A 15,668-nucleotide genomic window follows, 5' to 3' on the forward strand; every position below is an offset into this window, starting at 1 on the left:
GACCAACCGGTCCGGCAGAACTCCGGGGCGTTCCATTTCGTATCACTATCTTATCGGGAGTGTCGGTTTCGTGTCAAACTGTCGGATTTTCCGACTCTCGACTCGAACCCGCCGAACCCGCTAGGATTGCGACCACCCCGTTTCCAGGGCAACCCCTCTAACTTACTCCAACATCCGGTCGTTGTCCAACCGGATCTCGGCGTGACGCACGCGCCCCGACGAAGGGAGATGATCAGAAGGAGGGTCCCGAGGCTCTGGCGATCTCCACCAACCCCCTCGGGCCTGTGAACTCTATGTACGTCGCCGGACTCCGTCAAATCGAAGTGCGCGCCCTGCCCAGGACGTGTTTCCCGGCTGCTGGGTAGGGGATCCGTTATGACGGACCAAAGAGTGTTGCCCAGGGCGCTCGTCGTACTCCTCTGCACCGCGGGTGCCGTGGTCACCCTGGCGGGCATCAAGGAGATCGGGTCGATCGTCGGACCGGTACTGCTCGCCCTGGTCCTGGTCCTCGCGGTCTCCCCGGTCAGGACCTGGCTTCGCGAGCGCGGAGCTCCCGGGTGGACGCTGGTGGCGATCCCCCTGGTGATCGTGCTGCTCGTGCTCCTGGGCATGGTGGCGATCCTGACCGTGGCGATAGCGCAGATGGCGGCACTCGCCCCCACCTACGACGCGCAGTTCAAACAGCTCGTCGCGGAGGCGCAGGAGCAGGTGGCCAGGCTCGGCTTCGGCACCCAGCAGATGAACGAGGCGATCAATTCCTTCGACCCCGGAAAGATCTTCGAGCTCGCGCAGGGATTCATCTCGGGACTGCTGGGCGTCTTCTCCGGCCTGGTTCTCGTCATCGTCCTGCTCCTGGCCATGTGCCTGGACGCTCAGGCCTTCTCCAGGATCCTCGCCATGGGGGCGGAGCGCAGGCCCCTCCTCATCGGGGCACTCAACAACTTCGCCCACAAGACCCGCCGTTACCTCCTGGTCTCGACGGGGTTCGGGCTGATCTGCTCCGCGCTGGACGTGGCCGCGCTCTGGATTCTCGGTGTGCCACTCCCCCTCCTCTGGGGCGTGCTGGCGCTGATCACGAACTACATCCCCAACATCGGCTTCGTCCTGGGGTTGATCCCGCCCGCTCTGCTCGGCCTCCTGGAGGGCGGGCCCAAAACCATGATCCTCGTGATCGTCTCCTACATACTGATCAACTTCGTGGTGCAGTCGCTGATCCAGCCGAAGTTCCTCGGTGACGCCGTCGGCCTGTCCACCACCGTCACCTTCCTCTCGCTCATCCTGTGGACATTCGTCCTCGGCCCGCTGGGCGCACTGCTCGCCATCCCGCTCAGCCTGCTGACCCGCGCGCTGCTGCTCGACAGCGACCCCGACGGCAAGTGGGCCGTCGCTCTCGTCTCCGGGGAGGTTCCCGAGGAGGAGAGGCCCGCGCCGAAGAGGAAACCGGGCGGAGACGAGGCGAAGTCCTCACCGCCCGTACCCTGAGGCCATGTATCGCGAGTGGGCGCCGGCTCCCGGCCTCGCCGGGCGGGTGGCCTGCCTGTGGGTCAACGAGTCGTCCTCGGCCGCGACGCAGCTGGTCGTGCCCGACGGCTGCGTGGACCTGATCTGGGGTCCTGGAGGAGCGCAGGTCGCGGGACCCGACACGGGGCCGAAACCCGTCCGGATGGTGCCGGGTGACCGATACGCCGGGGTCCGGTTCAGGCCCGGCGCGGTGGGCGAACTGTTCGGTGTGCCGCTCGACAGCCTGCGCGACCTGCGGGTGCCGCTGTCCGACCTCGAATCCCTCTCGGAACTGTCCGATCTGGAGCCCCTCGCGGGACTCCGGCCGTCGGAGCCGCTCTTCGACGGCGTACAGCGGGCTCTGGTCGTACGGCTGCGCGCGACGCCCGGGCCCGACCCCTCGGCGCCCGCGATCGCCGAGGCACTGCGGGCCGGGCGGAGCGTGCGGGAGGTGGCCTGGGAGCTGGGACTCGGTGAGCGACAGCTTCTGCGCCGGTCCGTACGGGCCTTCGGCTACGGGCCGAAGGTGCTGCAGCGGGTGGTCAGGTTTCAGCGGGCGCTTGGCCTGGCCAGGCGCGGGGTCACGGCGGCCGAGGTCGCCGTGCTCAGCGGCTACGCCGACCAGGCCCACATGGCGAACGAGGTACGACGGCTGGCGGGTGTGCCCCTGAAGCGGCTGCTCGATCGGTCCGCTGGCGAGAGCACCTGACCGGGTCCGCGCGGGCCGTCACCCCGGCCCGCGCGCGGTGCCCGCGGCTCGGGGTCAGGCGGTCTCCATCGCGACCGCTCCGCCGCTCACCCGGCTTCGGCCGTCCACGGAGGCGATCGAGACCTTCAGCGTGCTGGGCCGTCCCATGTCCACCCCCTGGATGACCGTGAACTCCGAGGAGCCGGTCCCGAGGACTCGCAGGTAGCCGCCGAACGCGGCGGCCGCGGCCCCGGTGGCGGGGTCCTCCACGACGCCCCCGACCGGGAACGGGTTGCGGGCGTGGAACCGCTCGTCGCTCTCCCGCCAGAACAGGTTCGCCGTCGTCCAGCCTTCGCGGGTCATGACCGCTTTCAGCCGCTCGTAGTCGTAGTCGAGGTCGGCCAGGCGTTCACGAGAGGCCGCGGCGATCATGAGGTGATCGACGCCGCCGAACGCGACGTGCGGCGGGAAGGCCGGATCGAGTTCGTCGCGGGACCATCCGAGGGCGGCGAGCGCCTCCTCCAGCGCGTCCTCCGCGACGGGCCTGGAGTATGTGGGAACGCTGGTGAGCGTGGCGCGGAGCGCGTCGTCGACGATCTCGGTGTCGACGACGATCTCACCCGCCTTGGTGTCGAAGGCCAGACGCCCGATCCCGAGGCGTTCGGCGAGCGCCACCGAGGTGGCGATCGTGGCGTGCCCGCAGAACGCCACCTCCGCCGAGGGGGCGAAATACCGGACCGTGAAGGCACGCCGCTCGTCGTCGCGGGCGGTCACGAAAGCCGTCTCGGAGTATCCGACCTCGGCGGCGACGGCCAGCATCTCCGAGTCGGAGAGGTCGGCCGCGTCGAGGACGATCCCGGCGGGGTTTCCTCCTTCGGGATCGTGGGTGAAAGCGGTGTATCGCAGGATCTCCACGGTGCTCGTCACAGGACCGGAACCTATCAGCCAGGCCAGGGTCTGCCGGGGCCCCGCCACGCGGCTGTGACGGGGACGCGGACACGGGAGCCGAGCGGACGTGGGAGCTCAGGTGGAGGCGGAGACGGGTGTCGACGGCGGTGGCCCCTCGGAGGAGGGGGTGGCGGGTGCGCGGAAGACCCGGCGCTCCCAGGGCATGGCGAGCGCCAGGATCGGCAGCAGCACGATGGACGCCTGCGACCAGACGACGTGGAGACTTCGCCAGGTGGCGGAGTCGAACTGGGTCATGTAGAGGTAGCCGTACCCCGCCCAGAGTGAGGCTCCGATGATCGCGGGCCACGCGAAGCGGGTGGGGCGGGCGATCAGGAACGGCATGAACCACAGGAGATACTGCGCGCCGAGCCTGGGGGTGGTGACCATGAAGGCGAGCAGCAGCGCCGTGGTGAGGTCGATCGGGTCGGCGCGGCGCCACAGGAAGGCCGTGATCAGCATGGTGACGTAGATCAGGCGGGTGCCGAAGGTGGCGATCCCCTGGTTGAGGTCGTTGACGCCGTTCATGAGGATGGCGCTGTAGCCCCACTGGCCGACGATCGGACGGATCTCCTGGATCACCCGGATGACCTCGGGGATCTGGCTCAGCGAGGTACCGGCGAAGATCGGCAGGGTGACGAGGAAGAAGATCGGCGCGATGCCCGTGGCCACGAACGCCACGGCGCGGGCGCGGAAGGTGGGCAGCAGCAGAAGCAGGCCGGGGATGAGCCAGATCGGCCAACTCTTGGCGCACAGCGCGAGCCCCATCAGCAGTCCCGCGAACAGGGCCCGGCGCAGCGACTGCCGGTCGCCCTCGCGCGGGGTGAGCGCCGCTCGAAGCACCCCGTCCGGGCCGAAGGCGTGCCGTACGGCGCCGGCGAGGCCGTGGAGGGCGACGCTCTGCCGCACCAGCGCGACCGGGTTGGTGGTCATGCCCGGCCGGTGGGGGTCGCCGGGGCCTCGGGCGACGACGAAGGCGGCGACGCCGAAGACCAGGGCGACCGGCTCGACCTGGCCGTGGACGGAGGCGACGAGGATGGCGAGCGGGTTGCAGGCGTACTGGAAGGCGCGCAGCGAGGCGTTGGGCCCCCCGGCGAGCTTGCCGACCAGCGGGATCAGCACGATGTCCGCGACCACGGTGACCAGGCGCCCGCCAACCTCCCAGGGGATGCCCAGCCAGAGCAGGAGACCGTAGACGTAGGGGATGGTCGGCAGGAAGTGCCAGCCTCCCGAGCTGCCCAGAACGGGATCCTCACGGTTCAGGACCGCCTCGCCGGCGGGCTTGAAGCTGTTGATGAAGTCGACCGGTTGCCAGGTGTCCACCGCCGATGTGGCCATGATGAGCACTCTGAAGGCGATTCCCACACCCAGTACGACCAGGAGGGAGGGTCTCCAGCCTTTCCATTGCGCTACCAGGGCGAGCACGACACCGGTGACGAGGACGAACCCCGTGAGAATTGCGTAGTCCATGACGGCCCCTAGCCTGCCCGACCTGGCGACCAGCCAGCCACCCGCATTCCCAAAACGAGACCACTCTGCCAGTTTTACGGCTTTCTGGATCAAGGCCGTCACGACGAGTGACCGTCTCCGGGCGCGCGCCGGAGAACCCGCGGGGCACACCGGGGTGGAACCTCGCCGCCGGAGGTCCGTCTCCTCCGGCGGCGAGGGGTTATCAGCCCAGGCCGTCGAGATAGGCCCGGTGGTTGCGGGAGAACTCGAAGGCGTTGTACCTGTCCCAGTTGATCGACCAGGTCATCAGGCCCCGGAGGTTCGGGTAGACCCCTCTGGGCCGGTACGTCCCGCAGTTCGTCCCCTTGGCCAGGCAGTCGAAGGCCTTCTGGACCTCGGCGACCGTGGTGAAACCGTTACCCGCGAACGGGGCGGCGGGCAGGCCGATCGCGACCTGGTCCTGGCGCAGGGCGGGGAAGACGTTGTTCGGGTTGCCCGCGATGGGGAAGCCCGCGAGCAGCATGTCGGTCATGGCGACGTGGAAGTCGTGGCCGCCCATGGTGTGGTACTGGTTGTCCAGCCCCATGATCGGCCCGGAGTTGTAGTCCTGGACGTGCAGCAGGGTCAGGTCGTTGCGCATCGCGTGGATGACGGGGAGGTACGACGCGGCCCGCCGGTCGGCGGAGCCGTTCGGGCCGGGACCGTAGAACTGGTAGCCCAGCTGGACGAAGAACGTCTCGGGGGCCATGGTCAGCACGAACCGCGTGCCGTACCTGGCCTTGAGGGTCTTGAGCGCGGAGATCAGGTTGACGATGACCGGTGTGGTGGGGGCGGACAGGTTGGTGTCGCCGTTGTCGAGATAGAGGGAGTGGCCCTCGAAGTCGATGTCCAGCCCGTCGAGGCCGTACCTGTCGATGATGGCGCTCACCGACTGGACGAACCTGTCGCGTGCGGCGGTGGTGCTCAGCTGGACCTGGCCGTTCTGGCCGCCGATCGAGATCAGCACCTTCTTGCCGAGTGCCTGCTTGGCCCGGATTCCGGCGATGAACTCGGCCTCGGACTCGACGTTGGGGCATTCCGCGACCGGGCACTGGGTGAAGCGGATGTCTCCCGAGGTCACCGAGGTGGGTTCGCCGAAGGAGAGGTTGATGACGTCCCAGGCGTTGGGTACGTCCGCCATCCGCGTGTAGCCGGAGCCGTTGGCGAAGGAGGCGTGCAGGTAGCCGACCAGCACCCGTTTGGGCAGGGTGCCGGGGGGTGTGCCGGTGACGGTCGCGGAGACCGCGCCGGACCTCGCGGACTCGCCCGAGGCGTTGGTCGCACTCACCTGGTAGCTGTGCGTCCCCGCACCGGGGCTGTCGGTGTAGGTGGTCCCGGTGGGGGCGCCGACCTTCGTCCCGTTGCGGTAGACGTTGTAGCCGGTCGCGCCCGAGGAGGCGCTCCAGCTCAGCGAGGCGGTGGTGGCGTTTCCGGTGCCGGTGAGCCCGGCGGGCGCCGCGGGAGGCTGTCCCTGCCCCGCTGCTCCGTCGAGGACGACGTCGTCGGCCTGGTAGACGCCCTGGCCGTACCAGCCGTTGACGTAGATCGTGACCGAGGTGGTCGAGGCGCCGGTGGTGAACGAGGTCGACAGCTGGACGTAGGACGACGGTGAGGACGCCCACGTGCTGGGGTCGGTGCCGCCGGTTCCGGTCGCGCCGAGGAAGACGTAGCCGCCCCTCACCCAGGCCGACAGGGTGTAGGCCGAGGACGGTCTGACGCTGATCGTCTGCTGACAGCGGGCGGTGTCGTTCCCCGCCGGTGTGGCCTGCAGTGCCCTGGTGCCGCTGTGGACCGGCGTGGACACCGCCGTGGCTCCGGAGGACGCCGTGCAGGTCCAGCCGGTCAGCCCGCTCTCGAAGCCGGGGTTGACCGCGATGTTGGCGGCGTGGGCGGGTGACGCGGCGAGCGTCGTCCCGCCCAGCGCCAGTACGGCGATCGCCGCGAGTTTCCTGAGGTACATCCGATTTACCCCGCAAAGATCTTTAGGAGGGTGTTCGTGGGGCACGGCCCGCCCCCGGGCGGGGTGCGGGCCGTGCCGGACGGGTCGTGCGGGAAGCGCGGAGCGTTTCCGTTCCGTGCCCGAGCCGGGCGTCTGGTGGGACCGCTCGGGCCTGACATGGCACGCGGTTCCGTTCCGCGCACGCGCCGGGCGTCTTCGCCCGGCGCGTGCTCCGCGTCGGGCGGGCCCGCGCCGGACGTTCTCGTCCTGGGCGGGCCCGCTCCGCGCGGGTCAGAAGCCGGCGGTGACGCGGGTGAAGTCCCAGTCGCTCTGGGCGATCCCGCTGCAGTTGGAGGTCACGCCGCCGCCCGGGCAGGGACGGTCGCGGTTGACCGACCAGTAGGCGAAGCGGGTCAGCCCCTTGGACTTGGCCCAGTCGCGGATCTGGGTCCAGGTCGCGACCGTGGTCAGTTCCTGCTGGTCGGACAGGCCGTTCATGCCGGAGATGCCCATGCGGGCGTACGCCTGCGCGTCGGTCCAGCCGTTGGCGGCCTTGAGCGCGTTCTTCAGGCCCTCCGAGGCGTTGACGGTGGCGGTGTAGATGTTCGAGGCGCCGAAGTCGAACGGCATGATCGTGTAGTTGTCGATCGGTACGGCGAGCGCCTTGGCCTGGTTGATCAGGCGGATGCCGTGGGAGGTCGGGCCGGTGGTCGAGGTGCCGAAGGTGACGACGATCTTGACGTTCGGGTTGTTCTGCTTGACGATCTTCAGGCCGTTGAGGATGCGGTCCTGGACGGTGTAGTTCTCGAACTCGTCGGTGTTCTCGATGTCGAAGTCGACGACCGCGGGACCGACGGCGTTGATCACCTGCTGCACCGCTCCGGCGAACGCGGCCGGGGTGGAGCAGTTCGGGCCGAGCTTGTTGCCCGACCATCCGCCGAAGGAGATCTGCACGCTGCCGCCCGCGGCCTTGATCTGGTTGATCGCGGCCTGGTCGGCACCGCCGGTCAGCGGCCTCGCGCCGTCCCAGGCGGGGTTGCAGCCGCCGCTGGACAGGATGAACGCCATGGTGAAGGACTTCACGCCGGTCGCGTTCATGACGGTCACCGGGTTGGGCGGGTTGCCCCAGCCCATGTAGAGGTAGGGGGCTCCGGCCATCTTGCCTCCCGGGTCGGGGTTGGTGCAGCCGGTGGTGGTGGCGCTCACCGCGCCGCTCGCGGCCGACTCACCCTGCGCGTTGTACGCCCTGACCGTGTAGGTGTGCGAGGTGCACGTCCCCAGCGAACCGATCGTGGCACTCGTACCACTCACCTGCGCCCGCTGCGTCGACCCCTCGTACACCCGATAACCCGTCACGGTGCCGCTGGAGGCACCCCACGACAGCGAGATCGACGAGTTCGTCGTCCCCGTCACCGACGGAGTACCGGGTGTGCCCGGCGTTCCCGGGACGCTGCCGCCGCCGCAGGCGGCGCCGTTGAGCGTGCAGTTCGACGGCGTAACCCCGCCCGGGCTGCCGTTGAAACCGAAACTCGCCGTCGCCCCCGGAGCGATCGTCGCGTTCCAGCCGACGTTGGTGAAGGTGAAACGCTGCCCGCTACGACTCATCGCCGCGTCCCAGAAGGACCCGATGTTCGCCCCCGAGGGCAGATCGAAGGCGACCGACCAGCCGTTGATCGCCGTCGTACCACCATTCGTGATCGTGTACTTGCCCTCGAAACCGGTCCCCCAGTCCGAGGTTTTGGTGAAGACGGCGGTGGTGGGTGCCGCGAACGCGGGGGTCGCGACCGTTGACAGGCCGATTGACATGCCGAGCGCGGCGAGGACCGCGGTCAGCGTTCGTCGAAATCTCATGGCACTTCCTCGGTTGGGGGGAGGAGATCGAAGGTGCGAGGTCGGGGGTCCCTGGCCCGCCCGGGCGCGTCGTGGACGGTGAGGTGCCGGGCGGGTCCGGGGTCGTGAGGTGCGAGGGCTAGGGCAGGGTCGCGAGGTGCGGTTTGACGGTCCTGGAGAAGTTCCAGTTGTTGCTGGCGTCCCAGTTGATCGACCAGGTCATCGCGCCGCGGATCCCGGGGTAGGCGCGCGGCGGCACGAAGCTGCCGCAGTTGGTCCTGGTGGCGAGGCAGGTGAGGGCCTGGTTCACCAGGGCGGGGGCGACGATCCCGCCGCCCGCCGCGCCGGGTCCCGCGGGCAGTCCGAGCGCCACCTGGTCGGGACGCAGCCCGTTCTCCAACTGGATGCAGGCGAGCGCGGTCATGAAGTTGACCGACCCCTGCGAGTAGGCGAACGTCTGGTCGCAGCCGAGCATGGAGCCCGAGTTGTAGAACTGGGTGTGGACGACGGTGAGGATGTCCTTGATGTTCAGCGCCAGCTTGAAGTACTCGGCGCCGGTGGACTGCATGTCGATGGTCTGCGGCGCCATCGTGATGATCAGGTTCGCGCCCGCCTTCGCCCGCAGCGACCGGAGCGCCTGGCCCATGTAGGTGGAGTTGAGCCCGTTCTCCAGGTCGATGTCGACGCCGTCGAAGCCGTAGCTCTGCATCAGGGCGTAGACGGTGTCGGCGAACTTGGTCGCGGCGGCGGCGCTCGCCACCTGCACGCGGCCCGCCTCGCCGCCGACCGAGAGGATGACCTTCTTGCCACGGGAGTGGAGGGTCTGCACGTCGGCCCTGAACTGGGCGTCGGTGTAGCCGCCGAGGGAGGCGGACAGGCCCGGGTCCACGGCGAAGACGACCTCACCGGGGGTGGCGGTGGCCTCTCCGAAGGAGACCGCGACCAGGTCGTACTCGTTGGGTACCGCGGACAGCCGCAGTTCGACGGCCGGGTTGTCGAAGTTGTGCCAGTAGCCGGTGAGGAAGTGCTTTGGCAGCTGGCCTCCGCCGGTGCAGCCGGCCGTGGTCGCGCTCGCCGGGTCGCTCTTGGGGCCCTCGCCCGCGGAGTTGTACGCCGCCACCGTGTAGGTGTGCGCCTCGCACACACCCAGCCCGGACACCGTCGTGCTCGTCCCGGTCACGGTCGCCCGCACCGTCGACCCCTCGTACACCCGGTAGCCGGTCACCGTTCCCGAGGACGCGCCCCATGACAGCGCCACGCTGTTCGCGCCGCCCGTCGCGGCCACCGCGCCCGGCTTTCCGGGGACGCCGCCGGTGCAGCCGGTGGTGGTGGCGCTCACCGCGCCGCTCGCGGCCGACTCACCCTGCGCGTTGTACGCCCTGACCGTGTAGGTGTGCGAGGTGCACGTCCCCAGCGAACCGATCGTGGCACTCGTACCACTCACCTGCGCCCGCTGCGTCGACCCCTCGTACACCCGATAACCCGTCACGGTGCCGCTGGAGGCACCCCACGACAGCGAGATCGACGAGTTCGTCGTCCCCGTCACCGACGGGGTGCCCGGCGTACCCGGGGTGGTGGGGGTACCGCCGCCGCAGGCCGCGCCGTTGAGCGTGCAGTTCGACGGCGTAACCCCGCCCGGGCTGCCGTTGAAACCGAAACTCGCCGTCGCCCCCGGAGCGATCGTCGCGTTCCAGCCGACGTTGGTGAAGGTGAAACGCTGCCCGCTACGACTCATCGCCGCGTCCCAGAAAGACCCGATGTTCGCCCCCGAGGGCAGATCGAAGGCGACCGACCAGCCGTTGATCGCCGTCGTACCACCATTCGTGATCGTGTACTTGCCCTCGAAACCGGTCCCCCAGTCCGAGGTTTTGGTGAAGACGGCGGTGTTCGAGGCGGCCTGGGCGGGGAGCGCGACCGTCATCGACAGGAGCAGTGCCGCCAGTGCGACGAGAGAACGAGCGATGGCGTGTGGTTTCACGTTGACCTCATGCGTTTCGTGGGGTGACCGTACGGCCCGCGCCGCGCGAGGGGGATGCGCGGATGTGGCGCGGGCCGTACGGCGGGGTGGGCTCGGTCTCGCCCAGGGACGGGGACCGTTCCGTTGATCGGCGCGGGGCGCCGGGGACCGCCGGGATCGGCGGGGCGTCACCGGCTCGTGGCTCCCGGACGGCGGTGCTCGGCCGTGGCTCGCGGGCGCCGGCCTGAGTCCTCGAGGCGGGCGACGGCGGCGCCGATGAGCGCCGCGGGGACGCCCGCATCGATGGCGGGCGTGGCGGTGGCCTGAACGGCGAGGAGGGGGACGGCCGTGCCGCCGGGCGTGGGCAGGCCTCGGCGAGGGCTTGCAGCCGCAGTCAGGACGGGTGGGGAAAGGGCGCGCCGCATGATCGCTCCGATGGACGTGGAACCTGGGGGGTGAGGCGTCCGGACGGTCGGACCTTCGGTGGCGACGGCTTCCGCCGTCGGGTTGTCGCAGCTAGGGGTCGAGGGGAGGGGACGCGCGAGCCATGGGCACCCCCGGTCGGCACTTCTTTTAGGAAAGTTTCCTAAGAGTTGTCGTGATCGTAGCCTTGACACACCCCTGACACAAGGCCCAAAAAAACGTCGGACGCTCACGCCGTCCGGGAAATACGGGGGAAGGAAGGGCGTCGGCCGCCGACGGGCGCGGGGGCGCCGTTCGTCGACTTCGGCTATCGCGGACTCCGGGTCGCGACGGCGACACCGACGAGCGAGAGGAGTGGCCCGAGATCGGCTATCGCGAGGTCTGGTTCGCCTTGATCGCGACGCTGACGAGCGAGAGGAACAGTTCGGCGTCGGCCCGGCCCTCGATGGACATGGCCACCCACCCGTCGTCGGCTCCGGGGGTGACCCGGCGACAGTCGGCGAGCACCCGTGCCCACCGGTCGATCACGGGTTTGGTGAGGAGCAGCTCCGCGGTGTGGTCGCCGGACATCCTGACGATCTCCCGGCCATCGGCCCGGAACCCGAGCCCTTTTCTGGTGCGCTTCAGCGCCAGGGCCGGCCAGCGGAGGAGCTGGGCGGCCACATTCTCGACACCCTCGGTGGAACGGCGGGACGCGTGCGTGCGCAGCACTGCCATGTCTCTCATCGTCGCGGACCGGACACGATCGGGAAAGCTACCGTTTCTTAACCGTTACCGGCGCAGTGATCCTTCTGGCGAATCGTAATGATCCTCACCGTTCTCAACCGTTATTGCAGTGTTATTGAGTTGTTTTCGCGAGGACACGAACCGGCGTCGGGTACGGTGAGTTCCCGGTCAAGACCGGAGGTAGCCCTCTCCAGCACCCCCTGCGACGGCTGACATGTTCGTGTCACGCCGGGGTAGGCGTGAGCGTCCAGCGTCTGCCGTCGCCCCAGCCCGTGGAGCGTCAATGAGCCACCAGCCCATCGTCCTCCCCCGTCTCGCCGCTCTCGCCAGGCAGGCCGCGCCGAGACTGCTGGAGGGCGTCGTCGCCCCCCTCGCCGTCTTCTACGCCGCCCTCGCCCTCCTCGGCCTCAAGGGCGCGCTGATCGCGGCGGTCGCCTGGGTGTACGCGGGGGTGGGGTGGCGGCTGGTCCGGCGGGTCCCCGTGCCCGGGACGATGATCCTCGCCACCGTCGCGATCACCGTGCGGGCGCTGCTGGGGTTCTGGACCGGGAGCGCGGTGATCTACTTCCTGCAGCCGGAGCTCGGGACGATCTGCATCAGCGTGCTCTTCCTCGCCTCGGTGCGCCTCAACCGCCCGCTGGTGCAGAGGCTCACCCTCGACTACATCCACCTGCCCTCCGCGGTGCTGAGACACGAGCGGGTCCGCCGCTTCTTCGCCCGCATCACCCTGCTGTGGGCCTTCGTGCTGCTCGCCAACTCCGCGGTGAGCATCTGGCTCCTGCTGCACGAGTCGATCGGCACCTACCTGCTGGTCCGCACCACCGCCGTGGCCGTGATCAGCGGCCTGGCGGTGGCCTTCTCCCTGTACGCCTTCCGCCGGATGCTGAGCCGCCTGCACCACGACCCCGTCGCCACCCTGGCCATCGCCGCCCCGCCCGCCTAGCGCCCGGACTCCCGCCCGTCCCGGCCACCTGAGCGCTCCGGTGCCCACCCCGATCACCCGGTGTCCGGGCGTCCGGAGCGGTCAGCGCCTCGCCGGGAGCCGTACGGCGGGGCGGGCGGCGAGTACGGCGGCGCAGACGGCGAGGGCCAGGCAGGCGGCGATCACCCCCAGGATGAGCGGCCACGGCACCACGAGGGGGACGTCCGCGCGCATCGCCGTGGCGAGGGCGCCTCGCATGCCCATCAGCGCGGGCAACGCCACCACGAGCCCCAGCCCCGCGCCGAGCAGCACCACGAGCGCCGACTCGGCGGCCACCGTCCCGAGCACCTGCCGTCCCGTCGCGCCCGACAGGCGCAGCACCGCGAGGTCGCGGACGCGCCCGGCCGCCGACATCACCATCGTGTTCACGATCGCCACGCCCGCGTAGGCCGTGGACACCACGACGAGGAGCACGGTCGCGATCCACACGAGCCGGTCCTCCTCGGCGTCCGCCTCCGCCGAGTAGGTGCGGACGTCCACCGCGCGTGCCCCCGGACCCGGCGGTGCCGGGGCGCCGGCGACGTACGCCTCCTTGGCGAGGGTCGTCGCGTCGTGCCCTCTGAACAGTTCGCGGGACAGCAGGACATCGGCGTCCGCCCCCCGGACCACGCCCGCCACCGTCGGTGACGCCGAGGTGCCGTCCTCGAACGACACCGGCAGCGGCGAGCCCGGCCGCAGCCCCCGGTCCTCGGCCAGCCAGTCCGCCACGAGCACCCGGTCGGCGTCCCTGAGCGCGTCGAGCGAGCCGGAGACCACCTGGACGTCACCCGCCGACTCCAGGAGTTCCGGGGTGGCGCCGATGGCGCTCAAAACACCGCCGTCCGGCTCGAACAGGGCGCCGAACAGGGACGACCGTGCGCCTGAGGCCGACGCCGCCGTGTCCGTGAGCCCCGGCGTACCGTCCGGCACGATCACCGCGTCCGCCCGGATCGTGGTGGCGCGCACCTCGGCGAACGCCGCGGCCGTCGTCCGCACCATTCCCGTGATCAGGATCGCGCAGCCCACCGTGACCAGTACCGGGGTGGCCGTGGCCGCGGTGCGGCGGACCGCGGTCAGCGCGTTCTCCCTGACAAGCGTCCCGGTCGCGCCCCGGCCCCGGGCGAGCGGCCACGACACCAGCCGCGCCACCGGCGGCACGATCGCGGGCGAGAGCAACGCCACCCCCGCGATCACCCCCATCGCCGCGACCAGGCCCGACAGCGCGAACGCCTCCGAACCGTCCGAGCCCCACGCGTCGACCGCGGCCACCAGTCCCAGCGCGCAGCACACCGCCCCGGCGATCCACCGCGCGCGCGGCATCGGCCGGTCGTCCACCTCGGCCTCGCGCAACGCCTCCAGCGGACGCACGCGCGCGGCCCGCCCGGACGCCGACCACACCCCCGCCAGCGTGACGACCACCCCCATCGCGAACGAGCCCGCGAGCGGCGGCACCGACAATCGCACCGCGAAGCCCGGCGGTTCGAACCCGGCCGTGACCAGCACGTCCCCCAGCACGGGAGCGAGCGACGCTCCGGCCGCCACCCCCGCCGCCGTCGCGATCACACCGACCAGCAGCGCCTCGCCGTACACCATCCGCCGCACCTGGCGCGGCGTCGCGCCGACGGCGCGCAGCAGGCCGAACTCGCGACGCCGCTGCGCCACCCCCACCGCGAACGTCGAGCCCACGACCAGGATCGACACGAACACCGACAGCGTGGCCATCCCGGTGAGGACCTGCAGGCCGATCCAGCGGGTCCGCTCGTGTTCCCGCGTCTCCAGGACGTCGCGCCCCTCCCCCGTGCGCACCACGCCGGACGCGCCGGCCACCGTCCGTGCGGCCGCGGCGACCGCGGCGTCGTCCGCCCCCGGCTCGGTGACCAGGCCGATCGCGCGCACCCCCGCCGGTACGCGGGCCGCCTCGGTGTCACTCAGGTACACCCCGGGCCCGTTCACCGTGCCGGACACCGTGTACGTCACCGGCCCGTGCACGGTCAGCACCCGCACCCGCGCCCCCGGCGCGAGCCCCAGCGTCCGGTCCAGCGCCACCTCGCCCTCCCGCGGCGCGGCGCCCGCCGTCAGTGTGTACGGCGCCAGCGCCGCCGCCGACCACGCGTACCCCCGGTCGCCCGCCACCGGCCTGCCGTCGACGACCGGCTGGGCGTAGAACATCCGATCCGGTATGGCGTGTGCCACCCCGGGAATCGCGCCCAGCCGTTCCCGCAGCGACGCGACCGTCTCCGGCGACCAGGGACGATCCGGGGCGAAGTTACCGTCGCCCCGCTCGATCGCCGGCACCGAGACGAACACGGGCGTCCCCGCCAGCCGGTCGGGCACCCTCGCCCCGGCCGAGGTGAGGGCGAGGACGCTCATCGACACCATCGTCATGCCGAGAAAGAGGACGACGAACCCCCCGGCGAAGGAGTGCCACCGCTCCCGCAATGTCGCGAAGGTCAGCACGGCACGACCTCCAGTGCGGCCATCCGGGCGGCGACGATCTCGGCGGTGACGGTCCCGGTGTACTCGTCCACCACGCGCCCGTCGGCGAGGAAGAGCACCCGGTCGGCGTAGGAGGCCGTCACCGGGTCGTGCGTCACCATGATCATCGTTTGTCCGTGGTCGTCGACGAGCCCGCGCAGCATGCCGAGGACCTGGTGCGACACCCTGGTGTCGAGCTGGCCGGTCGGCTCGTCGGCGAACACCACGGCGGGCCTGGTGATCAGCGCTCGCGCGATGGCCACGCGCTGCTGCTCGCCGCCGGACAGGCCGCTGGGCCGGTGCCCCGCCCGGTCCGCGAGGCCGACCTCCGCCAGCGCCGCCCGGATCAGGCCGGCCGGGGCCGCGCGGCCGGCCAGGCGCAGCGGCAACGCGACGTTCTGCTCGGCGGTGAGCGCGGACACCAGGTTGAACGCCTGGAAGACGAACCCCACCCGCTCGCGGCGCAACAGGGTGAGGCCGTTCTCGCTCAGCGAGCCGAGGTCGGTGTCCTCGATGGCGACCGTACCGTCGGTCGGCCGGTCCAGGCCCGCCGCGCAGTGCAGCAGGGTGGACTTCCCTGATCCGGAAGGCCCCATGATCGCCGTCAGCGTGCCCGCACGGAAGCTCGCCGTCACCCCGTCGAGGGCCTTCACCGGGTGGGCGGCCGTGCCGTACAGCCGGCGCACCGCCCGCAGCCGCACGGTCTCCCTGTGATCTGTCGAGTGCATGCCGTTCA

At 70.6% G+C, this 15,668-nt stretch carries 11 protein-coding genes; 3 read left to right on the forward strand and 8 right to left on the reverse strand.

Annotated elements, in window-relative coordinates:
• Nucleotides 1–375: 375 nt before the first annotated feature.
• Complete coding sequence (locus ACFY3V_RS37545; protein WP_389780050.1) at nucleotides 376–1,482, forward strand: AI-2E family transporter; 1,107 nt, start codon at nucleotides 376–378, stop codon at nucleotides 1,480–1,482.
• 4 nt (nucleotides 1,483–1,486) lie between these two features.
• Nucleotides 1,487–2,209 (forward strand): DUF6597 domain-containing transcriptional factor, encoded by a 723-nt coding sequence (locus tag ACFY3V_RS37550; RefSeq protein WP_389780052.1) that lies wholly within the window; start codon nucleotides 1,487–1,489, stop codon nucleotides 2,207–2,209.
• A 54-nt stretch (nucleotides 2,210–2,263) separates the two neighbouring features.
• Here ACFY3V_RS37550 and ACFY3V_RS37555 read toward each other — a convergent pair whose 3' ends face one another.
• From ACFY3V_RS37555 to ACFY3V_RS37580, 6 genes are all read right to left on the reverse strand, one after another.
• A complete protein-coding gene (locus tag ACFY3V_RS37555) occupies nucleotides 2,264–3,115 on the reverse strand; it encodes a PhzF family phenazine biosynthesis protein (RefSeq protein WP_389780054.1) in 852 nt (283 codons plus the stop codon).
• A gap of 96 nt (nucleotides 3,116–3,211) precedes the next feature.
• Entirely contained in the window at nucleotides 3,212–4,603 is a 1,392-nt protein-coding gene (locus ACFY3V_RS37560; RefSeq protein ID WP_389780056.1) for a hypothetical protein, read from the reverse strand.
• A gap of 202 nt (nucleotides 4,604–4,805) precedes the next feature.
• Entirely contained in the window at nucleotides 4,806–6,581 is a 1,776-nt protein-coding gene (locus tag ACFY3V_RS37565; protein WP_389780058.1) for a chitinase, read from the reverse strand.
• Between the two features lie 270 nt (nucleotides 6,582–6,851).
• On the reverse strand, nucleotides 6,852–8,411 hold the full coding sequence (locus ACFY3V_RS37570) for a cellulose binding domain-containing protein (protein ID WP_389780060.1): 1,560 nt from the start codon (nucleotides 8,409–8,411) through the stop codon (nucleotides 6,852–6,854).
• A 118-nt stretch (nucleotides 8,412–8,529) separates the two neighbouring features.
• Nucleotides 8,530–10,368: a cellulose binding domain-containing protein gene (locus ACFY3V_RS37575; protein ID WP_389780062.1), complete on the reverse strand. Its 1,839-nt coding sequence runs from the start codon at nucleotides 10,366–10,368 to the stop codon at nucleotides 8,530–8,532.
• Between the two features lie 771 nt (nucleotides 10,369–11,139).
• Nucleotides 11,140–11,487 carry a luciferase family protein gene (locus ACFY3V_RS37580; RefSeq protein ID WP_389780064.1) on the reverse strand — a complete coding sequence of 116 codons (348 nt, stop codon included), beginning with the start codon at nucleotides 11,485–11,487 and terminating at the stop codon, nucleotides 11,140–11,142.
• A 292-nt stretch (nucleotides 11,488–11,779) separates the two neighbouring features.
• Between ACFY3V_RS37580 and ACFY3V_RS37585 the strand changes: the two genes are divergently transcribed.
• A complete protein-coding gene (locus ACFY3V_RS37585) occupies nucleotides 11,780–12,439 on the forward strand; it encodes a VC0807 family protein (protein ID WP_389780066.1) in 660 nt (219 codons plus the stop codon).
• An 81-nt stretch (nucleotides 12,440–12,520) separates the two neighbouring features.
• Here ACFY3V_RS37585 and ACFY3V_RS37590 read toward each other — a convergent pair whose 3' ends face one another.
• Nucleotides 12,521–14,914: an FtsX-like permease family protein gene (locus tag ACFY3V_RS37590; protein WP_389780068.1), complete on the reverse strand. Its 2,394-nt coding sequence runs from the start codon at nucleotides 14,912–14,914 to the stop codon at nucleotides 12,521–12,523.
• Nucleotides 14,908–15,660 (reverse strand): ABC transporter ATP-binding protein, encoded by a 753-nt coding sequence (locus ACFY3V_RS37595; protein WP_389780070.1) that lies wholly within the window; start codon nucleotides 15,658–15,660, stop codon nucleotides 14,908–14,910. The genes ACFY3V_RS37590 and ACFY3V_RS37595 overlap by 7 nt, the downstream gene beginning before the upstream one ends.
• Between the last annotated feature and the right edge of the window lie 8 nt (nucleotides 15,661–15,668).

It is taken from the genome of Streptosporangium sp. NPDC000095, from assembly GCF_042899335.1.
Lineage (GTDB): Bacteria > Actinomycetota > Actinomycetes > Streptosporangiales > Streptosporangiaceae > Streptosporangium.